The organism is Pseudobacteroides sp. (assembly GCF_036567765.1).
Taxonomy (GTDB): Bacteria; Bacillota; Clostridia; order Acetivibrionales; family DSM-2933; genus Pseudobacteroides.
The window spans coordinates 29482-51682 of sequence record NZ_DATCTU010000133.1; the positions used below are offsets into that span (position 1 = coordinate 29482).

General features: G+C 37.4%; 20 protein-coding genes and 2 pseudogenes. 5 read left to right on the forward strand and 17 right to left on the reverse strand.

Annotated features, from left to right (window positions below):
• The 10 genes from VIO64_RS22745 to VIO64_RS22790 all read right to left on the reverse strand — a co-directional run bounded on the left by VIO64_RS22745 (window position 1) and on the right by VIO64_RS22790 (window position 12147).
• Window positions 1-762, reverse strand: a complete 762-nt coding sequence (locus tag VIO64_RS22745) for a stalk domain-containing protein (RefSeq protein WP_331922042.1) — start codon at window positions 760-762, stop codon at window positions 1-3.
• Between the two features lie 224 nt (window positions 763-986).
• On the reverse strand, window positions 987-1568 hold the full coding sequence (locus VIO64_RS22750) for a DUF2179 domain-containing protein (protein ID WP_331922043.1): 582 nt from the start codon (window positions 1566-1568) through the stop codon (window positions 987-989).
• Between the two features lie 272 nt (window positions 1569-1840).
• Window positions 1841-2269 carry a hypothetical protein gene (locus VIO64_RS22755; RefSeq protein ID WP_331922044.1) on the reverse strand — a complete coding sequence of 143 codons (429 nt, stop codon included), beginning with the start codon at window positions 2267-2269 and terminating at the stop codon, window positions 1841-1843.
• Between the two features lie 355 nt (window positions 2270-2624).
• Complete coding sequence (locus tag VIO64_RS22760; protein ID WP_331922045.1) at window positions 2625-4367, reverse strand: NADH-dependent [FeFe] hydrogenase, group A6; 1743 nt, start codon at window positions 4365-4367, stop codon at window positions 2625-2627.
• 22 nt (window positions 4368-4389) lie between these two features.
• A complete protein-coding gene (locus VIO64_RS22765; protein ID WP_331922046.1) occupies window positions 4390-6183 on the reverse strand; it encodes an NADH-quinone oxidoreductase subunit NuoF in 1794 nt (597 codons plus the stop codon).
• Between the two features lie 45 nt (window positions 6184-6228).
• Window positions 6229-6615: a (2Fe-2S) ferredoxin domain-containing protein gene (locus VIO64_RS22770; RefSeq protein WP_331922047.1), complete on the reverse strand. Its 387-nt coding sequence runs from the start codon at window positions 6613-6615 to the stop codon at window positions 6229-6231.
• A gap of 23 nt (window positions 6616-6638) precedes the next feature.
• Window positions 6639-7115, reverse strand: coding sequence for an NAD(P)H-dependent oxidoreductase subunit E (locus VIO64_RS22775; RefSeq protein WP_331922048.1), 477 nt, complete (start codon window positions 7113-7115; stop codon window positions 6639-6641).
• Between the two features lie 89 nt (window positions 7116-7204).
• Entirely contained in the window at window positions 7205-9595 is a 2391-nt protein-coding gene (gene secA2, locus VIO64_RS22780; protein ID WP_331922049.1) for an accessory Sec system translocase SecA2, read from the reverse strand.
• A gap of 523 nt (window positions 9596-10118) precedes the next feature.
• Window positions 10119-10496: an iron chaperone gene (locus VIO64_RS22785; protein ID WP_331922050.1), complete on the reverse strand. Its 378-nt coding sequence runs from the start codon at window positions 10494-10496 to the stop codon at window positions 10119-10121.
• Window positions 10497-10569: 73 nt separating this feature from the next.
• Window positions 10570-12147, reverse strand: coding sequence for a stalk domain-containing protein (locus VIO64_RS22790; protein ID WP_331922051.1), 1578 nt, complete (start codon window positions 12145-12147; stop codon window positions 10570-10572).
• A 275-nt stretch (window positions 12148-12422) separates the two neighbouring features.
• Here VIO64_RS22790 and VIO64_RS22795 point away from each other — a divergent pair, with 275 nt between their 5' ends.
• Window positions 12423-12902 carry a hypothetical protein gene (locus VIO64_RS22795; RefSeq protein ID WP_331922052.1) on the forward strand — a complete coding sequence of 160 codons (480 nt, stop codon included), beginning with the start codon at window positions 12423-12425 and terminating at the stop codon, window positions 12900-12902.
• A gap of 110 nt (window positions 12903-13012) precedes the next feature.
• On the opposite strand, the gene VIO64_RS22800 is transcribed toward VIO64_RS22795, so the two are convergent.
• The 7 genes and pseudogenes from VIO64_RS22800 to bcp all read right to left on the reverse strand — a co-directional run bounded on the left by VIO64_RS22800 (window position 13013) and on the right by bcp (window position 19578).
• Window positions 13013-13300, reverse strand: coding sequence for a hypothetical protein (locus tag VIO64_RS22800; protein ID WP_331922053.1), 288 nt, complete (start codon window positions 13298-13300; stop codon window positions 13013-13015).
• Between the two features lie 361 nt (window positions 13301-13661).
• A pseudogene (locus VIO64_RS22805) lies at window positions 13662-15041 on the reverse strand (DUF6557 family protein).
• Between the two features lie 182 nt (window positions 15042-15223).
• A complete protein-coding gene (locus VIO64_RS22810; protein WP_331922054.1) occupies window positions 15224-16078 on the reverse strand; it encodes an alpha/beta hydrolase in 855 nt (284 codons plus the stop codon).
• Between the two features lie 524 nt (window positions 16079-16602).
• Window positions 16603-17289 (reverse strand): ABC transporter ATP-binding protein, encoded by a 687-nt coding sequence (locus tag VIO64_RS22815; RefSeq protein ID WP_331922055.1) that lies wholly within the window; start codon window positions 17287-17289, stop codon window positions 16603-16605.
• Window positions 17282-18445, reverse strand: coding sequence for an ABC transporter permease (locus tag VIO64_RS22820; protein WP_331922056.1), 1164 nt, complete (start codon window positions 18443-18445; stop codon window positions 17282-17284). Before VIO64_RS22820 ends, VIO64_RS22815 begins: the two co-directional genes overlap by 8 nt.
• A gap of 1 nt (window position 18446) precedes the next feature.
• The gene (locus VIO64_RS22825; protein ID WP_331922057.1) at window positions 18447-19100 is read right to left on the reverse strand and encodes a cobalamin B12-binding domain-containing protein; all 654 of its coding nucleotides are present in this window, start codon (window positions 19098-19100) and stop codon (window positions 18447-18449) included.
• A 16-nt stretch (window positions 19101-19116) separates the two neighbouring features.
• Window positions 19117-19578, reverse strand: coding sequence for a thioredoxin-dependent thiol peroxidase (gene bcp / locus VIO64_RS22830; protein WP_331922058.1), 462 nt, complete (start codon window positions 19576-19578; stop codon window positions 19117-19119).
• Window positions 19579-19888: 310 nt separating this feature from the next.
• Here bcp and VIO64_RS22835 point away from each other — a divergent pair, with 310 nt between their 5' ends.
• The 4 genes and pseudogenes from VIO64_RS22835 to VIO64_RS22850 all read left to right on the forward strand — a co-directional run.
• Window positions 19889-20371 (forward strand): hypothetical protein, encoded by a 483-nt coding sequence (locus VIO64_RS22835; RefSeq protein WP_331922059.1) that lies wholly within the window; start codon window positions 19889-19891, stop codon window positions 20369-20371.
• 159 nt (window positions 20372-20530) lie between these two features.
• On the forward strand, window positions 20531-20998 hold the full coding sequence (locus VIO64_RS22840; protein ID WP_331922060.1) for a GerW family sporulation protein: 468 nt from the start codon (window positions 20531-20533) through the stop codon (window positions 20996-20998).
• 87 nt (window positions 20999-21085) lie between these two features.
• Complete coding sequence (locus VIO64_RS22845) at window positions 21086-21376, forward strand: metal-sensitive transcriptional regulator (protein WP_331922061.1); 291 nt, start codon at window positions 21086-21088, stop codon at window positions 21374-21376.
• A gap of 360 nt (window positions 21377-21736) precedes the next feature.
• A pseudogene (locus VIO64_RS22850) lies at window positions 21737-22201 on the forward strand (2-isopropylmalate synthase); the annotation flags it as partial.

The following is a 22201-nucleotide window of genomic DNA, read 5'->3' on the forward strand; positions in this document are numbered from 1 at the left end:
TTATTCTGACAGCAACGCATCAACGAAGCCAAAATACATATCACCTGAACCACTTTTATCCGGCTGGTCTATCATTACCTTTAGCTTTATTACTCCAGTCACATCAACATTGACATCTATTGGCATTTTGCCCGCTGTCATGACTTCTGAAGTATATAAGAGCTTATCATCTCCATATACTTTTAAGTATGTCTCTCTATTAACATTTCTTGAATCATAATGTAATATGAATTTCCCCGATAATTTCTTATATTTTTGATTAATCAAGTACTCTGTAAACAAAGAGCCTGTATCCCATATACTATACAGATTATATTTTATACCATGTGAGTAGCTGGCACCAGTGGAATCCTTATCCTTGCTGCTATCCCATAAACCCCAATTGTTTGATGATCTAGTTTCCTGATAATTAAAGTAGTCCAATTGTTCCAGCCACATACTGCTTGGCTGAGTACTGGAATTTGAATTATTATGTTTGCCTATGTAAACGCTTGACGTTTTACCGTCCCACTCAACACTCTTTCCCAAGGCATTGGAAACTGCCCTGACAGGCAGATAAGTAGTTCCATTATAAATAAATGGTTCCACTACATTTCCCTGTGCATCCTTTGGCGTCACACTGACATCATCCACAAATATTTTGATGTTATTAAAAAATAATTGTGCATTTTTAGCAACAGGGGCTGCAAACACGGTTGTTGTTATTAATGTTGCTCCTACCGCCCCTATTACAATACCTTTAAATTTTTCCTTAGAAAACATCTATACTCCTCCTATGCTATTGTTTAAATATGGAATTAATTATATCATACGAACAGGCTTATGGCCATACCTAAAAGCCTGAAACGTGTTCAAAATAGCTGGCTGACAGCAAATTTTTGTTACCATGTACATTAGTAATCTACATTAGTATATAAAATAAAAACCGGAAGATTAGAGTATAAATTCTAATCCTCCGGCTTATATTGCAGTGAATCATATACTCATCATTTACTCAGCATACTGAAAAGGCCATTTACCTTACTGTGTATAGGAAAAACTCCTTGATTAGCCGACTTTGCATCTTCAATTGAGTAAAATGCATTAGAATGACACTGGTTTATAATGGATAAAACATTATCTTTGTCCTTACGGCGTACGATAGTGTATACAACCTTGACACTTCCGGTTACGCCTTTGGCATCTACTACAGTTACTCCATAGCCGGAAGATGACAATCTCTCTACCAGCTTGCATTCATCTTTTACAAGGATTACTCGCACCACAAGAATTCCTATAGCAAGCTTTTCCTCTATAATAAGTCCAACAAAAGTTCCCATTGCAAAACCACCTGCATAAGCAAGGTAACAAAAAATATTACTAAGGTTTTGCATAATCTGGCTTATGGCGATTAACCATATAAACACCTCAAAAAATCCCAGGAGTGGTGCAATCATCTTTTTTCCCCTGGATACAAATATGATACGCATCGTTCCAATCGATACATCAAATATCCTGGAAACAAAAATGAGAAGTGGCAGCACCACCCACGAGAACAACTCAGGGTCTATTGACGGTAATATACTCATAAATCCTCCAATCAGGGCTATTTTGTCTTAGGTATCATCAATCAAATAACACCAACCTACAATTCTCTTTGCAGCAGCCTGAATACTACTGTTACTGTTTCCGCCCTTGTGATATTATCAACCAGTTTTATAAACCCGGCATCACCGTTTGTTATATTACTTTTGATACATATTGCAGCATACTCCTTAGCCCATTTACTGATTTTATCTTTATCAATAACCCTTTAATTATACCATTGTTGTATGCTGCATAGATACTGTCAAAATACCATTCACCTTTCTGGGGCATCTCCTGAAGCTATATACCTCTGACCGTCCCTTATTACATTGAGCAAATTATTTGAGGTGCTTGAATCCACCTTCGACCATGAGGAACCATCTGTTGAATTGAGTATAGTTCCACCGTCTCCAACAGTGGTAAACATTCCATTTGTCCAGATAACTGAGTTTAAGGGTGCAGTATTTTCAGTTTTGATGATGTTCCATTTTTTCATGTCACTGCTTGTTGCCATAACTCTTAAATCCGAAATGTATCCGTTCTCATTTGGTATATTAAATGTATCGGAAATTGTTGCAATGAATTTCCCATTGCCGCTTATAATGCGGGATATTGAATAAGCCCTTTCCAACGGCCTTGCTGCCCATGTCACTCCATCCTCTGAAGTTAAAAGCGTTCCTTTATCCCCCACTGCTGCAAACATTTTTCCATTCCATGCAACACTTTTTAAATCTCTGCTGCTTTCCGAATCAGCTTGATTCCATGTAACGCCGTCTGCTGAAGTATAGATTCTGCCTAAGCTTCCAACTGCAACAAATTTTCGACCTCCATTTCAATTTCTATTAACATGATAAGCCTACTAATATTTATCATAATCCAATAAAAATCAGTTATAAAGCTGTAACATTTTCTAATCAGGGAATTAAACACCACTAAAGCTGGAAACCTAAATATCAAATGTCTTTCAATTTTCCAACCATCATAATTTCCTAGACATCAAAAAATACCTGGATCAAACTCACTTGATCCAGGTATCCTCATATCTACTCATATCCGCTTTAAATCTTTTCCCTCTTTGTATAGTGGGTATGCAGCAGCTCATGTGCTTTTTCACCATAAAACTCGCCAAGGAACTCATTATATACCTTTAGCACATCCTGATTCTCATGGGATTTTCTTCTTGTTTTTCCCTTGTCTTCACGATAAATGGCTTCCGCCCTTTTCTTAATAATCTCTGCATCACCGTGGTGATAAGGCTGGCCGCCTCCACCCACACACCCTCCGGGGCATGCCATTATCTCAATTGCATGATATTGGGCTTTCCCTTCCCTGATGGCTTCCAAAAGTTTTCTGGCATTCCCAAGACCGTGGGCCACGCCAATCTTCACGTCAAGATCATTTATCCTGACAGTAGCCTCCCTTATGCCATCCAGTCCTCTTAACTGAACAAAGTCAACAGATTCAAGGGTCTCACCTGTAAGCCATTCATAAGCTGTACGTAGGGCTGCTTCAATAACTCCGCCTGTAGTACCGAATATTACCCCTGCTCCTGTAGATTCCCCGAGAGGATTGTCAAATTCACCGTCATTAAGGGTTGCAAAGTTTATGCCCGCTTCCTTGAGCATGAGCCCTAATTCACGGGTGGAAATAACATAGTCCACGTTAATTATGCCATCGTTTCCAAGCTCCTGCCTTGCAGCCTCATATTTTTTGGCAAGACAAGGCATTACAGATACAACAACCATCTTTTTGGGATCTATGTTAAACTTCTTTGCGTAGTAGGTTTTGGCCACAGCACCAAACATTTCGTGAGGTGATTTACATGTAGAAGGAATGTCCAAAAGATCAGGGAACTGATGTTCAAAGAATTTAACCCAAGCTGGACAGCAGCTGGTCAGTATTGGTAGTGTTCCTCCGTGCTGAAGTCTATGTACAAATTCCGAAGCCTCTTCTATTATTGTAAGGTCGGCTGCAAAGTCAGTGTCAAAAACTCTATCAAATCCAAGGTTTCTCAGTGCTGTTACCATTTTGCCAGTTACTATGGTTCCCGGTTCCATTCCGAATTCTTCACCAAGTGCAACCCTTACAGCAGGAGCAGTCTGCACAACAACATACTTCTCTGGATCATTAAGAGCATCCCACACTTCTCCGATGTTATTGATTTCAGTCAATGCCGCAGTAGGACATACCGCCACACACTGGCCGCAGAATGTACACATTGTTTCGGACATTGGAAGCCCGAAAGCTGGGGCCACTACAGTTTCAAAACCTCTGTCCACAGCTGAGAGTATTCCGCAGGTCTGAACATCGTTGCACATGGTTTCACAACGTCTGCAAAGAATACATTTGTCCAGATTTCTGTATATTGATTTGCTTGATGAGTCCTTTTCATAAGTGGACATTTCTCCTTGGTACTTGAGCTTCCTCACTCCCAAATCTGCTGCAAGCTTCTGAAGATCACACTTCTGGTTCTTTTCACAAATAAGACAGTCGGTAGGGTGATCCGACAGCAGAAGCTCCACAATGGTTCTTCTCGCCTTTACAACCTTTGGGGTATGGGTCTTAATGCTCATGCCCTCAGAGACATATGTAGCACAGGCAGGAGCCAGGTTCCTTCTTCCCTCAACCTCCACCATACACACCCTACATGAGGCAACCTGATTAACCGCCTTTAGGTCATGGAGGTTTAAGTGGCACAAGGTAGGTATACTAACATCAGCCAATTTAGCCGCATCCAGTATAGTGCTGCCAATTGGAACAGATATTTCAATATCATTAAGCTTTACTTTTACATTATCCATATTGTTATTTACTCCCTTCCAATTATCTTCTCTCGATAGCAGCAAATTTACATGTACTCATACAAGCACCGCACTTGATGCATTTGCTATTGTCTATCAGATGGACCTGCTTTAGCTCACCTGAAATACAGTTTACCGGACATACCTTGGTACAAGCCCTGCATCCGATACATTTTTCCGGAATTATGTAATAATTGAGAAGCGATGTACATGCACCTGCAGGACATTTTTTATCTCTTACATGTGCCAAATATTCATCCCAGAAATAATTAAGGGTACTCAAAATAGGGTTTGGTGCTGTCTGTCCAAGACCGCAAAGAGCTGTATCTCTGATTATTTGTCCAAGCTCCTTAAGGTCATATAAATCCTGCTCTTCCCCCTTACCTTCGGTTATCTTTGTAAGAATTTCATAAAGTCTCTTGGTTCCAACCCTGCATGGTGTACATTTACCGCAGGATTCATCAACCGTAAATTCAAGGTAGTACTTCGCTATATTTACCATACAATCATCTTCATCTAAAACAATCATACCACCGGATCCCATCATTGATCCAAGTGAGGATAATGACTCATAATCAATAGGCGTATCAATAAATTGGCTAGGAATACATCCTCCTGAAGGCCCCCCTGTCTGAACAGCTTTAAAGGCCTTGCCATCCTTTATTCCTCCGCCTATTCCGTGAATAATCTCTTTCAATGTAGTACCCATAGGCACTTCAATAAGTCCAACATTGTTTATTTTACCAGCAAGGGCAAATACTTTTGTCCCCTTGCTCTTTTCAGTACCTATTGTAGCAAACCATTCTGCACCCTTTAAAAATATGGGAGGAATGTTGGCCAATGTTTCAACATTATTAACTACCGTAGGCTTCATCCATAGCCCTTTTTGTGCCGGGAATGGCGGCTTGTTTGTGGGCTCACCACGATTTCCTTCCACAGACCTTAAAAGAGAGGTTTCCTCTCCGCATACAAAGGCTCCCGCACCAAGCTTTAATGAAATGTCAAATGAAAAGCCTGTGCCTAAAATGTTCTCTCCCATAAGCCCCAGTTCTTTAGCCTGCTTAATGGCAATCTCAAGCCTCTGCACAGCTAATGGGTACTCAGCACGGACATATATGTAGCCTTTACTGGCTCCTATTGCATATCCTGCTATAGCCATGGCTTCCAGCACACTGTGAGGATCTCCCTCTAAAACGCTTCTGTCCATAAATGCCCCAGGGTCTCCCTCGTCGGCATTACACACAACATATTTCTGATCCGCCTGACTCCTGTTGGCAGTCTCCCATTTTATTCCTGTAGGGAAGCCAGCCCCGCCTCTTCCTCTAAGGCCGCTCTTTTTCATAATATCTATAACATCTTGAGGACTCATTTCAGTGAGGATTTTCCCCAGTGCCATGTATCCCTCAACGGCAATATAATCATTTATATCCTCCGGGTCAATAAAACCGCAGTTCCTTAACGCAACACGAAGCTGCTTTTTATAAAAGGGCATTTCTTTATGTTCTTCAATCTTTTGCCTCTGAGTCGGTTCAACATAAAGAAGCCTTTCAACCTTTCTTCCCTTGACTACATGTTCCTTAACAATTTCCTCAGCATCTGAGGGCTTAACCTCTACATAAAACACGCTGTCAGGCAAAACCTTCACAATAGGCCCTTTTTCGCAGAATCCAAAACATCCTGTAAGCACTACCTGAACCTCATTTTCCATGCCCACAGCAGCCAACCCGGCTTCAAGATTCTTAACAATCAGCTGGCTCTCGGATGCCTGACATCCGGTCCCGCCGCATACCAGCAGGTGCATTCTATATTTTCCCATTTGATTCCCTCCAAATTAAAACATGCTATTTTTGTTTGAATGCATTTATACATTTTCGAAGGGCTTGCCTATTATAAGATTATTGAGCAATTCCCCGTCTTTGATATGTTTTCTGATTATTTCTCTTCCCTTTTCTTCATCAACATTTCCGTAAAGTATTCCTTCCTGTCCCGGAACCCTTACCTCGACAGTAGGTTCCGCGAAGCAAGAGCCCATACATCCGGATTGTATTATTGCAACATTTGTAATTCCCAGCTTATGTACTTCATCAAGCATTGCGTTCATTGTAGTCCTTGCACCTGCTGCAATACCGCAAGTAGCCATACCTACAAAAACCTTTATTTTTTCAGTACTGTCATCACGAACCTGCACCTGATCCTTAAGTCTATCCCTTATAGCCTTAAGCTCATCAAGAGATTTAATTGCTGCCATTTTTTCCACCCGCCTTAATAATTTTATTTATAGTTTTCCAGAATACCTTCAACCTCTTCAATTTTTACTCTTCCAAACACCTTACCGTCAACTATTACTACGGGTGCCAAACCGCATGCACCTACACATCTTAATCCGTCTAGGCTGAATTTACCATCCTCGGTTATTCCTCCTGCACGAATTTTTAGCGTTTTCTCAATTTCCTTGAGTATTGACTCAGCGCCCCTTACATAACATGCAGTACCAAGACATACATTAATCACATGCTCTCCTTTTGGCTCTTCAGTAAAATAGGAATAGAAAGTAACTACTCCATTAACCTTGGCTGCTGTAGTATCAAGCCTTCTTGCCACATGGAGCTGCACTTCCTTAGGAAGGTAACCGAAGATTTCCTGAGCCTTATGAAGCACTGTAATGAGGCTTCCCCCCTTGTTTTCAAGGCTGCCGATATATTCATCGAGTTCCTTGAACATTTCTTCAGCAAGCAAATTTTTACACATAATATTAAATTACCTTTCCTTTCTGTTAATTAATTCACAATAATTATACAATATATATACCACATAAAACAAAGAGCAATAAACAAAAATCACTTATCTGATTTGTTTCTTGCAAATATTTTTTTGTAAATTGATTTTAGGGTGAACAATGGTCCGGTGATCATCGTTGAAGTAGCCTTCATCAAATTTGGTAAATTGCTGAACTGATCAGGGCTGTCGTTAATAAGGTATGTCCATGTGGAGGACGGTCCCAAAAGGCCTTCCTTCTCCATATCGATACCGTCTTTTGTTATCTCGATATTTTCAAAGACGTTTATTATGTCATTCTCCACATCCCCAAGCATTTCTCTGAAGGCCTCAATTGCAATTTTATGAAATTCATCTATTGGATTTTTTCTTCCCATAACTACCAGATGTATGCTCTCTTTTGTGTAATTCATATACTCAAGATACTCTGACCAGTGCTTGTTGATAAAGAATAGTGTAAGCTGCTTTTCCACCTCATACACGGTCTTTTCCCCATATTTGCCTAATACCTCGCCATACTTGTCAGAGGCTTTTTCTCTAAGAATTTTAAGCTGTGCCTTATCCTGAAGAATATCCTGCCTTTTGCTGCAAACTATCTTTCTTTGCTCTTCTATTATAAAAGAATACTTTAAAAGTTTCCTTCTCACGTCGGAGTTATAGCCTTCTATTATCCTCTGCCCTCTGTTTAGTTCACTATTTACTGCCGAACTATTGAAAGGTTTATTCCTGTCTTCAGGATAGAACTGTGCGGGTACAAGCTTCGCTATATCGTATTTGAGCACAATATCATCTTCCAGGCTTATAATCAAGCGGCTCTTTCCAGGGTCTCCCTGCCGCCCTGCTCTGCCCTTTAGCTGATTATCGATTCTTCTGCTTTCATTTTTATTGGTGCCTATAACATAAAGCCCGCCGGCTGCAATTATTTCGTCTCTTCTTTCTCCATTCTCTCCGCCAAGCTTGATATCAACGCCGCGTCCCGCCATATTGGTAGAAACTGTAACAGCTCCGTACATACCTGATTTGGCAATAATTTCTGCCTCCATTTCGTCATTCTTGGCATTTAGCACATTTGCGTGAATACCGACATTATGAAGATCAGCCGCCAGCCTTTCCGATTCTTCAACACTGCCTGTTCCAATCAAAACCGGTTGTCCTTTATTGTGTGCCTTCTTGATTTCTGAAATAATAGCGTTTTTCTTTGCATCCTGGCCAGCAAACACCATGTCCGGCAAGTCTTTTCTTATACAAGGCTTATTGGTTGGCACAACAACTACTTCTGCACCATAAAACTCATGAAACTCATTGGCAGATGTCTTAGCTGTGCCGGTCATACCCGCTATTCTAGGATACAAATTAATGAAATGCTGAAGTGCTATCTGAGACATGATAACGCCTCTGGATTTTTTATCAAGGGCTTCTTTTGCTTCTACAGCCGCCTGTATGTTATCCGGCCAGTGCCTCTTATCCGCAACACGGCCCGTAAACTCATCCACCAGCTCAATTTTCCCATCCCTTACTATATAATCCCTGTCTCTTTTTAGAAGTGCCTCTGCAAAAAGTGCACTGTTTACCTGCGTCAAAAGTTTAAGGTTGTGCTCTTCATATAAATTGGAGCATCCGAGAAGCCTTTCAACCCTGCAAAGTCCAAAATCTGTCAGAAAAACATTGGACCCATTTTCATCTATAGCATAATCTGTACCTCTTATAAGCTGTTTCGCCAATTCAGACAGCCTGGTAAGATCATTTTCTTCTGCTTCCTGGCTTCCTGCTATAACGAGGGGTATCCTTGCTTCATCAATAAGTATTGAGTCCGCTTCGTCTACAATTGCGTAATTAAACCCTCTATGAGCCAGGTTGTCCTTGTTAGTGCAAAGAAAGTCCTTAAGGTAATCAAAGCCCGCCTCCTTGGCAGTAACATAAGTAATATCCATACGGTAAGCATTTTGCCTGTCTTTAATGCTCATTCCCTCTTTGACATATCCTACCAAAACCCCAAGAAAATCATAAATAGGCTTCATCCATTCTGCATCCCTTCGGACAAGATAGTCATTAAAGGTCAAAATATGAACACCTTTTCCGGTTAATGAATTCAGATATGCCGGAAGAACAGCCGCAAGAGTTTTGCCCTCTCCAGTCTGCATCTCCACTATCTTGCCTTCATGCAGTGCTGCCCCTGCCAGAAGCTGCACATCATAATGCCTCATACCAAGGGTTCTGTGAGACACCTCCCGCCCTAATGCATATGCTTCTACAAGAACGTCTTCCAAAGGTGTACCGTCTTTCACTTTTGCTCTTATCCCAGCGGCCATCCCCTTAAGTTCATTATCGGATTTATTGCTTAAGTTTGCAATATTTATATCTTCAACAATTTTATTGTATTGGTCAACATTATAACTAACCGGAATATGCATTCCCTGAAGCTTTTTCCCTAACCTTGACAGTCCCTTTAACATAATAGAGCCCTCCTAATAAATTAAATTTACATAACACAATCATAATGCAATATTTTTTAATAAAGGAGCTCTATGAATTTTCATATTTTTAAATAAAATAATAATCAAAATACTGAATAAATAAATGATCTCAAGTGATATTACAAAATGGTTGGACGCAGCATAAAAGCCACATAAAAGATTAATAGGCAGCAAACATATGACATCCAGAAGTATAGCAAGCTTGTACTCTGCGAGCCATGGAAAATAAACATGCCATTTTTGAAAAAATCGCCGGGACCTTTTGTCAGCCCTCGTTTTTTTGTTATCAATTGATTCGATTAAACAGGCAACCATTATTGAAATGCCTGTTAAAATAATATATGACATATAGATTCCTTTGCCAACCGTTTATTGTGTATACTGCTGCTTTTGGAAGCTGTATACAAATATTCTATCTCTTTTCTGCCTGTCATACAATCATTAATTAAAAATCAGTTAGCTTTTATATGAAATACCCAGTTCTAAACCAATGCTCCAATTCTTACCCCAACTCAATTAACCTCTTGTTTACTATTTTTTCTATTAATTCTCTGGACAAAGGTTTTTCCGGACTAAAATGAATGGTTGTGCCCGAAATCTTATAACCTGCCAGTTCTTCTTTCATTTGCTCAATTATACTTCTGCTCATGGTATAAAACGAACAATGGTTCTTTTGTGCCGCAAAACCAACGAGGTCCTTATTTAATCTTAATATTGGCACCTGATAGCTTACTCTCTCTGTTAAATTTGGAACTATCTCCTTAACTGTTTTTCTTACCCTTTCAAGCTCCTGACGTATATCATCCGGCAACTCAGCCAGATACCTGTCAACTTCCTCCGGAACATTTACAGATGGGTTTCTTTTCGGTTTTTTATCCATTTTTAATCTCCTTATTATACGAATTTTAACTCAAGAATTAATTAATCGCTTTCCCAAAAATCTTTTCTATTTTTTAGATGGAAGAGATTTCGCAGGTCCGTGTGATTCCATCCCATCCTACATTCGCTCCCAAACTTTCAGATATAAACCTTGCTGGAACCATTGTCCTCCCTTTTATGGAAGTTGCGGGGACCGAAAGGATCTTTTTTTGTCCGTCAACACTGGCTAAAGTATCGTCAAGTTTCAATATAACTGTTTTGCTACCTTTTGTTCCTGTAATTGTTCGGGTTTTAGCATCCCATTTTACCTCTGCCCCAAGTTTTTCAAATATGGCACGAAGAGGTACCAAAGTAGTTCCTTGTTTAATTATAGGAGCAACGTCAAAAACAATCGGCTTGCCATCGATTTTTACTTTTATTATATCCATAGGATAGCCCAGTATAATGGTTCCAATCCATCCCACCATTACAACTTTCTCACCATCCCACAAATCCCCACAGTCTCTGTAGTTCAATACTGCCATATTTTTATGCCTGCTCCAATTAATCCCGTCGCTTGATGTTACGATATTGCCAAATCCATCAGTACCTATGAATTGATCTCCGGTCCATATCATACGAAGAAACCGCTGAACATTTTTTGCATCCCATTGCTTCCATTGAAGCCCGTTCACTGACTTAACTGTACACCCAGTGATTATACCTCTGGTAAGTTTACTGCCTAAGACAACAAACTCCTTTCCATCCCAAAATACCGAACTTAAATCATGCAATTCTTTCATTTGATGTACATTCCAATTGCTAAAATTTTTTGATGCCAAAATGGTGTTGTTTGAGTTTATGAGCACAAACTGATTCCCATTCCATGCTATGCCATCCACTTCATCGGGCTCAGGAAGTTTGTGATTTTCCCACTCTTCTCCATCAGCTGATGCCCATATTTCCCCTTTTCCACATGCGATATACAAGTTACCGGTCCATACAACTTTTTGACATTCATTGATTATAGCGGAACCTGATTCTGTCCACCCGATTCCGTTCAAGGAACTAAATACTTTCCCGTTTAAAGAATCAACAGCAATATATTTATTATTTCCCCATACAATACCAGCTTCAAAAAATTTCATTTTAGTTTTGAGTTTATCCCACTTCAAGGCATCGTTTGAAACAAATATATCAAAATTGGAATTATAAGCGACATATTGCTCACCATTATATATGATTGTTCTAAGTTCACCAAAAAGATCTTGCAAGTCATTTTTCGAAATAGATTGCCCCAAGCTATTTTCTACAAATTTATAGTCATTTTGTATTTTCCAATTGACGCCGTCTTCTGACGAAATAACAGTTTTATTTATATCCTCAACAGCAAATAAATTCCCATCCCAAATAACTTTACAGAAATCACTTGTTGTTTCAAAATCTTGTTCTATCCAGTTTTCAGCATCAGATGAAGTAGCTAAATAACCTCCAATTCCTACAGCTACATAAGTTTTTCCGTTATAAGCTACATCAAGTAATTTATATTTATTGATATCTTTATGTACGGTTTTCCATAATATATTTTCCTGCATTTCAGCTGCATTTATTCTTATAGATAATATCTGTAACATAAATAAAAACAATACAAGTATTGGTAATTTCTTTTTCATTAACAATCCTCCATAAAAGTTATATATAACAACACAATTATAGTCTTGGAAATGATATAACTACAATTCATAAACTATTATACCCCTTTGACACATTAATTCCAGTACATTTTTTAACACTATTGTCTTTAACTGAGTTCATAATTGAGAATTCTAAACAAATTCATCCCAGGAAAAATTATACCTTTATCATATCATTTCCAGTTATACCAAAAGCATATTTTAAATGGTATATAATATAATAGTTGCAAATATATTAAAGGAAAATATCTTAAATGGAAACTAATCAGAAAATTATTGAGAAGATAGATATGTTAAAATCAAACCTTGGTGCAAAAAAGGTTAAGGCACTGCAAATATACAGATTGGAGAATATCCTAAATAAGCTTACTCAATATTCAGATGGCTGCAGTGAGTGCAAATATTTACTAAGCATATTTGAAAGTCAATTATTGAATAATTTAGATTGTATTGATAAATCCCATTTAAAAAATTACATGATTACTTTGAAAAAAATAATATCCCACTTGCATAAAAAGCATAAACTGATTACTGCAGGTCACTATATAGGAATATATATGTCTATGGGAACATCATTGGGCATGTTATGTGGAATGGTTATTGGATTAATATCAAATAAGGGGGAATTTCAATCTATTGGTATGAGTTTGGGAATGTGCTTTGGAATGAGTATTGGCATCCTTATAGGTACAATAAAGGATTCCAATGCAAAGAAAAAAGGTAATGTAATATAACTTTATTACACCGTTTTCCAATTACAAAATAAACTTTCCAACATATCCCAAAAGCAATATTGCAATAATTGCAGGTACAACAAGAGCTATACCTTTTATAGTTACACCATTTAAAAATCTAACCCCTCTGACCTTCGTAAACGCCCTAACTGCAGAAGCCAAAAAAGTACCAACAGAATATAGTTTGTGTAATAGCCAACTGATGTTTCCCTGTAGGGTACCCAAAATAAAGCCAGAATAAAAGCACCTATTCCAACTGTCTTAATTAACAATCCAAATTTACTTCTGTTTTTGGATTTCCATAAAAAAAGTATGAGAAAAGCAGGTACAACCAGATACAAAAACAGCTCTATATAAGTGCTTTTTAAATTTCCTATAAATTCAAAGATACCATTCATATTAATTTATCCCCATATCAATTAGATTATTTTTATCAACTACTTGATGTTGTTTATTAAAAGTGCGATAACCTAGCTGCAGCATTATTATAGCAGAATGTGCTACACTTGCTAAGACTTCAGCACGATAGCAATCTGATAGGCAATATCTGCTGTAGAAGAAGTGCCTGGAAGCATCTCAAATTGGAAATTATACAAATATTTATTTACATTGCATAAGGAAAGTTGGAATTGCTCCCAATATAAATTTCTATACTTTTAAAAAGCCCTTACTCCTCTTATTCCAATAAAAAATCAGGCTTGTATAAAGAAATAAAAAACAAGTAATAAACGCTTTGGCAAGCATCTCAAGAAATTTCAGTCAACTAGGTATACCAATCATGAAAATATCCATGAAAGTATACAAATCCAAACCATTCCTAGAATAGATATTAAACATATAGTTTCTTTTTATAATATCGACTATCTCATAAAGAAAACTAAAGAATAATAGAATGACAAATTCTGCCAATACCAAGGTTCCATATACCACTAAAGCATTAAAAAATAGACCCAGTGCCTGTGCAATTGATAACTTAGTAAAAATTAACATCATATTATCACTAAAGCTATGTCTCGTTACTAGAATTTGAACAATATAAATTATAATATTGATAGTCAAGCTGAAACAAATTCCTGCAAGAAATATATTTACAAAATTTTTCCCAATTCCATGTAGAAAATCATTTATACTTATCAGTTCATGATTAAGTACCTTCTTATATAAGAAAAGGATTCCAGAATATATGCATATAGCAAAAACAAGGAAACCCAGCTCCATCAACAGTTTTGACAGGATTGGAGTAATGAATGATATGTCAAGCCCCAACACTAAACAATTCTGGACATCTGATATTACCTCTTGAAACGTATATCTGTTAGTATGAGCAAATACACTAAAAAATTGCAATCCAAGTACAGCAATAAGTGCCATATAACAGGAAACCATATTCTTAAAAGTCCAGCCTAATTTCATAACGAACGCAGAGCCCAATATGCTGTTAGTTGATTTCGAGGCTTTGTTAAAAAAATACTTGCAATTATCTTCTTCAGCTTTTATTTTAAGATTTGTTTTAATAGCTTTTTTATCAAACCCATTCATTGCCATTTTGTAAAAACAATGTGCTATATAGCTTTTCCTGCCTATCTTCCGAATATCATTATTATTTATGTAGAATGAGCTCCACTCTTTCCAGTCAAACTGCTCAATGTTAATCTTTTAACCTGTTTGAGTGTCACAGCCATAAATTTTCCACTTTTCACTATCAGTATAATGTTCAAGCTCATTTTCCATTATTATCAACACACTTTTTGATTTACCTGGCCCTTCGATCAAAATCTTATCATAAATGCTTTTGTACTCTTCAATAAGCTTCTGTGCATCAGGATAAATATTTATAATAGCCTCTTCAAGCGATGTAAAATTCACTTGTTGTAATACGTCCTTAAATGAAACCAAATCCTCAACTGCAATATCAGTATGCTCGACAATATATCCAAAACATTTCTTATTGATATTGTTATCTACATCAATATTCCTTCTTTCCAATTCAAGTTTTGCAATTTCCAGTGCCTCAGCTTCATATTCATCATAATTTTCTGTAACAATTTTAATAAGACTTTCATTATTTAATAAAGAAATTCTTTCTACAATCTCTTTATATCTGCTATCCATCCTTAATCCCCCGTAATTAAAAATCATACACAAAAATGCATGCCACTTGCTAATTTGCACACCTTTTTGTTTAAATCCTCAATCTAATTAATTGGTTAATTATTTCGTTTCTGCACCTGATATTCTCGCCTGCATCCAAGTAAGGAAATATGTTTTTATATTTTTATGCAAGAGCAGGCACAGTCTTTCATATATCCAGACTTTGTGGATTACTTGTTATAAAACTCTAGATATTTTTCCATGTTTGCCGCCCAGTACTCCAGTGCGTGTTCTCCTTCATTTATAATACAAGTTGAACTAATACCTCTTTTTATCAATGCGTCATGTATCTTTTTTGTATCATCTACAATTCCATAATCATTTTTACCGCAGTCCAAGAAAACTTTTATATCAGAAAGTCCTCTTTCACGGGCAAATTTGATCGGGTCCCTACTATTATTTTCTGTGTCACCGGAATACAACCAATTATCAAAAGAGTTTTCCGAATAGTCATATATCCATGACGCAGGACTGTGACCTCCAGCTTTCCCGAATATCTGCGGGTGATGAAGTGCAATTTGAAGTGCTATGAATCCACCCATAGATACACCGCCGATGTATCTGGAATCTTTGGATTTGATAGTATCATAATGTAAATCTATATATGGAACCAGTTCTTCGCACACATATTCCTCAAATAAATCCTTATGGATATTTCCAATATTTTGACCGTCTGAATCAGTCAAAGTAAAGCTGTTCAATGTCTTTGTGCATACAATAATCATGGGCTTGATCCTATTCTGGCTTATTAATCTATCTGCACAACTGTTGGCATCAAGATCTTCGAACCATACCCATTCATTGCCTGAGGAACCATGCAGTGCATACAAAACTGGATATTTATCGCCCTTACCATACCCCTTTGGAAGATACACAGTTATATTTAAATTACCACCAATTATCTTACTGTTAATCGTACTTTGAACTACTTCGGAATGACTCAATACGGGTTTTTCAGAAGAACATCCTGAAATCAAAAGTATACTAAATATACTTACAAATAAAATGCAATTTGCAAGTTTCATAAAACTCAACTCCATTCAGATTTATAAACCCTTTTATAGCCAAATACACGGATTTATCCTCAGTATATGTAACATTTTCATTTGCGTCAAGTAGTCCTGCCATGCCTATAAACCATATATCTCTAAAAAATGTTGTTAGAGAATTAATTATACGAGGTATATATATAATACAATCAATAAATGATTGGTAAGAAAGTTACCAGGAAGGGAATGAGTCCAATGTACTAGGACAAAACCATAAAAGGTAATAGAAAGCAAGAGGACTAGTAGTTGATAAAGATTCAATACCAATTAAATGTAGTAAATTAAAAGGTTAGATATGAATTATAGTATCTAACCTTTTAATTTACTATCTCTTCGCTGCCACTACAGCACGAAGGGAAATATAAATCGTGTTATTGTATATTTTTCTGTTAATCGCAATAACAAATAAAGCTGGGAAGAGTCTTAGCCAGTTACCTTTCATATTAACTATTTTAATTCCTCTAGAGTTTATTTTAATTTGTTTTCTAATGGCTGAATACCTACTTATAAATATCCATACTTATCCTTCCATCCTTTATTTCAACAACCCTGTCTGCCTTTTCAGCTATTCTTCTATCATGCGTAATAACAATAAAAGTGGTCCTAAATGCCTCATTGACATTCCTTAAAATTCTGTAAATATTTTCTGTTGACTCAGAATCCAGGTTACCGGTAGGTTCATCAGCCAGGATAAGTTTAGGATTGTTTATAAGGGCTCTCGCTATAGCTGTCCTTTGCTGCTGTCCACCCGACATATTTGATGAAAGGTTTTTCTTAACACCCGAAAGCCCTACCATCTCCATAAGCTCCTCCGCCCTTTTCACAGCCTCACCTGAAGCCTTTCCATGCTTTATAACATATGGCATCAGCACGTTCTCCAAAGCAGTAAACTCGGGTAAAAGGTGATGAAACTGAAAAATGAAGCCTATTGTTTCATTTCGCAGCTCCGCCAACTGATTTTTATTCATCTTTTCAGTGCTGATGCCATCAACAAAAATCTGGCCGTTTGAAGGCCTGTCCAAGGTTCCTATTATATTGAGCAAGGTACTTTTACCACTGCCTGATGAACCGATTATGGAGGTGAAAGTGCCTTCATCAAAGCTCAGATCAATATCAAAAAGCACCTGAGTTTTTATCTTGTCCCCATATATTTTGTTTATTTTAATAAGTTCAATAGATTTAGCCATTTCTTATCACCTCAATCGGGTTTAGTTTTGAGGACTTTCTTGCAGGTATCAGGGACGCTGCTACAGATGCTGCTACGGCTATCACACCAGAAAATGTGATAAACCCGTAATTCATGTAGATTGGCACAACAGGAGTCCCATCCGGGTTAAGTGCAAATTTTGTGAACATAACAATAAGACCCAATCCTAACGAAACACCCAGTACAGATCCTAAAATTCCAAGAAAAAAGCCCTGAAGCATAAAAATCATGCTTGACTGCCTATCCTTAACACCCATTGCCTTAAGGATGCCTATCTGCTTTGACTTCTGCATAACGGTAATTGCAAGAACACTGGCTATACCAAGAAGCACAGATACCAAAACAAAGACCTGAATCATAATACTAGATACACTTTGGCCATTGAGACCGCTTAGCAGTTCTGCGTTCTGAGACTGCCACTCATCTGTTTTCAAATTACTGTGATTTAAAAGGTTGTCAATGGATTTTGCAATCTCTTTTGTATTAAACACATCCGAATATCCAACCTGCATTTCAATGCCTGTAATACTATTATCAAATCCGAGAATATCCTGTGATGTTTTAAGACTTACCATCAACCAACTCTTGTTTATGGATGAAACTTTTAGGTCATAAAATCCTTTTACCTTAAGACCTGCCTTTTTACCATCATAAGTAATTATTTCCACTTCCTGTCCAAGCATTAGGCCTAGCTTGTCCCTGAGCTCCTTGCCCACAAGCACCTCCCTGTCGCCTGTAAAAAGCTCACCCTCAAAAATCCTTTCCTTGATGTTATAAATCTCGTCAGCTTTGTCGGGCAAAAAACCTCTTACCACAACAGGCTCACTTTTACTATTATATTTTATAAAGGCTGCAGAATCGGCAACAGGGGATATCTTTTCCACCCTTTTTTCATCCATGACCCTGTCAAATAGACTTTCCCAGTCCTCTATAAGCTTATTATCCATTAATGATGTAACTGTTATCTGCGGCGAATTGCCTATGGTTCGATTGATAAGACTTTGCTGCAGTCCTTGTATCAAAAGGCCTATAAATATTTGTACCGAAACACCTATTGCTATTCCTAAAGCTATAAAAATTGTCTGACTTTTGCCTGACTTTAAAAACCTCATAGCTACCTTTGCAGAAAATACCATATTACCATCCTCCCCCAATGTAATTGCGAATTTCATTAAAAGTTCTTACATGTGTATCCGCACCTATTTCCTTATAAGTATTGGGGTTTTTCAAAAACGCGTTTCCGCCTACAAGTATTTTCAAATTGCCTTTGTACCTGGACCTTATCTCCTTAATAGCCTTTCCGGCCGATACCAGATTATAATAATTTGTAACACTTACTGCAATAAAATCAGGCTTTAAATATTCCAAAACACTTATAAACTCTTCCTTTGGGGTGCTGCTTCCTACAAATGTTGCATTGAGTCCACACATTGTGAAAAAGTCGGCTACAATTCTTGCTCCGATTTCATGGTATTCACCATCAGGGCAAATAACAACTGCTGTCCCTGCTTTACCACTGATTTTCCTTTTTTCCCGTTCTTTGATTACATAGGTGTAGCAGTTTTCAATTACCGTTCTTACAATTGAGCTTCTGACATGCTCTCTCCATATGCATAAGCCTTTATCATTTATATTGCAATCTATACTGTTTAGTGCCGGCCCTGCAACATCTTCATAAAGAGTGACCACATCCAACTCACCTGAAGAAAGTTTGGAAACTGCATACTCTACACAAGCAAATCTGTCCTCTTTTTCCAAATGCCCCAAAAACTCATTATAGAATTTATTCATTTCAATATCACCTTTTTCATATATCTTTTAAAGCCCTTAATATCTCATCTCCATGTCCCACAGGAATTACCTTTGGATAAACCTTTAAAACAATCATGTTTTCATCGATTATAAATGTCGATCTTATTATTCCCATATATGTCTTGCCGTACATCTTCTTTTCTCCCCAGGCTCCAAAGCCTTGGGCCACCTTATGTTCTTCATCGCATAAGAGATAAAACGGCAGATTAAGTTTTTCCTTGAACTTCTTATGAGACGAAGGCTTGTCCGGGCTAATGCCAATGACTACTGCACCCGTTTCCAAAATATCGTCATAAACATCTCTGAAACTACAAGCCTGCTTTGTACAGCCCGAAGTATTGTCCCTGGGATAAAAATATAATACTACCTTTTTGCCTTTAAAATCCGATAAGCTTACATCATTATCATCTTCATCCTTCAGCCTAAAATCCGGTGCCTTATTTCCCGCTTCTATCATAATACCCTCCTGATTTGTAGTAGTTTAAATTTTTATAATTCATGACTAAAATTGAGTGATGATTAGTTATCCCAACATTTTAATAAAAATTAACATCAGTTAATAATTTATATTAAAAGAGATCGATTTTTTAAACTTGGATTTTTCATATAAATGCAAATTTTTCAATAATAAAATTTTTGCCTTGTGTAAACAATAGATACATCATAGATAAATTTATCATTTATCATAGTGAGAAGTGCTATTTACTTATATCGGTCACTTTTCATTACACTATGACGAATCTGATGCTTGAATTGGAGTGTAAAACATGATTATCACAGTCATTATTCTGGGCATTTTAGCTCTTTTTATATTTATGATATTCACCATATCACTAAGAGCAAGGTTTATATTTGATACGGAAAAATCTAACATGTATATGACACTGTTTTGGCTTCCTCCCTTATTTAAAGCAGTAATGGAAATTATTGATACAAAGCCAGTGCTAACTGTTACTGTTTTGAACAAGAGATTGCTTTCAAAAACATTAAAGAGCAAAAAACAACATTTTGATACTCAGATAATTAACAAAGTCAACCCACAAGAGTTTGTTATTAATGCATACTATGGTTTTAGAGATCCATTTTCCACAGGTATTACCACAGGATTGTTGGGTGCCATCTCAAGTTTGGTTGATATTGCAACAGTAAGACATTGCCCTGATTTTACAGCCTCCAAGGACTACATTTATGTAGACGCCTCAGCAAAAATAAACTTAGGCAATGCACTTATAAAGCTTTTACGGACCTGACAACACTGCCCTGAAGTATGACCATTTTGTGATAATTATTATACAACTCATTACAAGCAAGAATTTAAACATTTAAATAGTAGAAGATCGCTTGCTATTTTGCAACCTTGATCGTAGTCATGAGAAATTAAAAAAATTTAAATTTCAGGAGGATATTTTATGGATATCAATTCATCATTAACACAGAATGTAGATACGCTTTTCTCAAACTTGGAAAACTTTACTCAAAATGAAGGATTAATCGGTAAGCCTGTCAGCTATGGCGACAAAACATTTATACCTGTAATATCAGTAACTTTAGGGTACGGAACCGGTAATACGGCAGGAAAGAACCAGGCAAACGCTGCCAATGCCCAAACAGGCATGGCATCAAATATGGCAGGTGGTGCATTAGGTCTTGGAGCAAGGCTCAGTACAGATGCTGTTCTTCTTATAGATAAGGACAATGTTTCTGTTATACCTGTAAATACGGCTACCGGTGGCAGCCAGCTTATGGACAAGATACCTCAGATATTGAGTGGAATGAACAAACAAGGCCAACAAGGACAGCAGGGGCAACAGGGACAGCAGGGGCAACAGGGACAGCAAAACCAGCAGCAAGATCAAGCCCAGAACCAGCAGCAGTAATTTATAGTATAAGCTGTAAAAGTCTTGTACCATTAAAATAAGTGTTGTATAATACTCCTATACCCCAGAAGGGTATAGGAGGTTTTTATGAGTGATAACAACAAGTGCTATGGCTTTAAAGAAGATGTTAGAAAACGCCTAAATAGAATTGAAGGCCAGGTTAAGGGTATTCAGCGAATGATAGATGAGGAAAAAAATTGTGTTGATATATTGACTCAAGTAGCTGCCGTAAGATCTGCAATAAACAAGGTTGGTGGTATGGTTCTTGAGATGTATTCCAGTGAATGCATGGAAAATGCAGTAAACTCCGATGATAAGGAAAAAGTACTTAACGAACTTATGAATGCTGTTCAAAAATTTTTAAAATTTGTTGACTAATTAATCATGGCTGTAGTAAAATTTTATTAATATTATCATTAAAGTATATGATTATATTCTAAAAAAGCAATGACAGGAACAGTAGATACTTTCAAAAAAGCACAGCGAACTGGGAATGGTGGGAGCCCAGTCTTAGTATGTAAGTATTGAATATCCTCCTTGAGCTTCAGGCCGAATACTAGTAGGTGCTGACGGTTTTCTACCGTTAAAAGGAACGCATATGTTTGTATGTTGTATCAGGTGGTTAACGAAATTTTAGGCTTTCGTCCTGTTATAGGGCGAAGGCCTTTATTTATTTCTCTGAAAATACTTATGAAAAATAAATTGTGATTTTTAAATTTGAATGGAGGTATGAATTGTATGAGAATTGAAATTATGGATACAACCTTGAGAGATGGGGAGCAAACCCCAGGCCTTGCCTACACTCAGCACGAAAAGCTAACCATAGCAAAGACATTATTGGAAGATGTCAAAGTGGACAGGATAGAAGTAGCTTCAGCAAATGTATCTACAGGAGAATTGGCTTCTGTACAGGCCATATCTTCAATGTGTCAGAAGTTGGGCTGCCTCGATAAGGTAGAAGTGCTTGGCTTCGCTGATAAGACCAGATCTGTCGATTGGATAGTATCATCGGGTGCAAGGGTTATGAACCTTTTATGCAAGGGTTCTTTAAATCATGTAACCAACCAGCTCCGCAAAGCACCAGAGCAGCATCTAGAGGACGTCAAGTTTGTTATTGATTACGCTGCCCAGAAAAATATAAAAGTAAATGTATATCTGGAAGATTGGTCAAATGGTATGATGAATTCACCGGATTATGTTTTT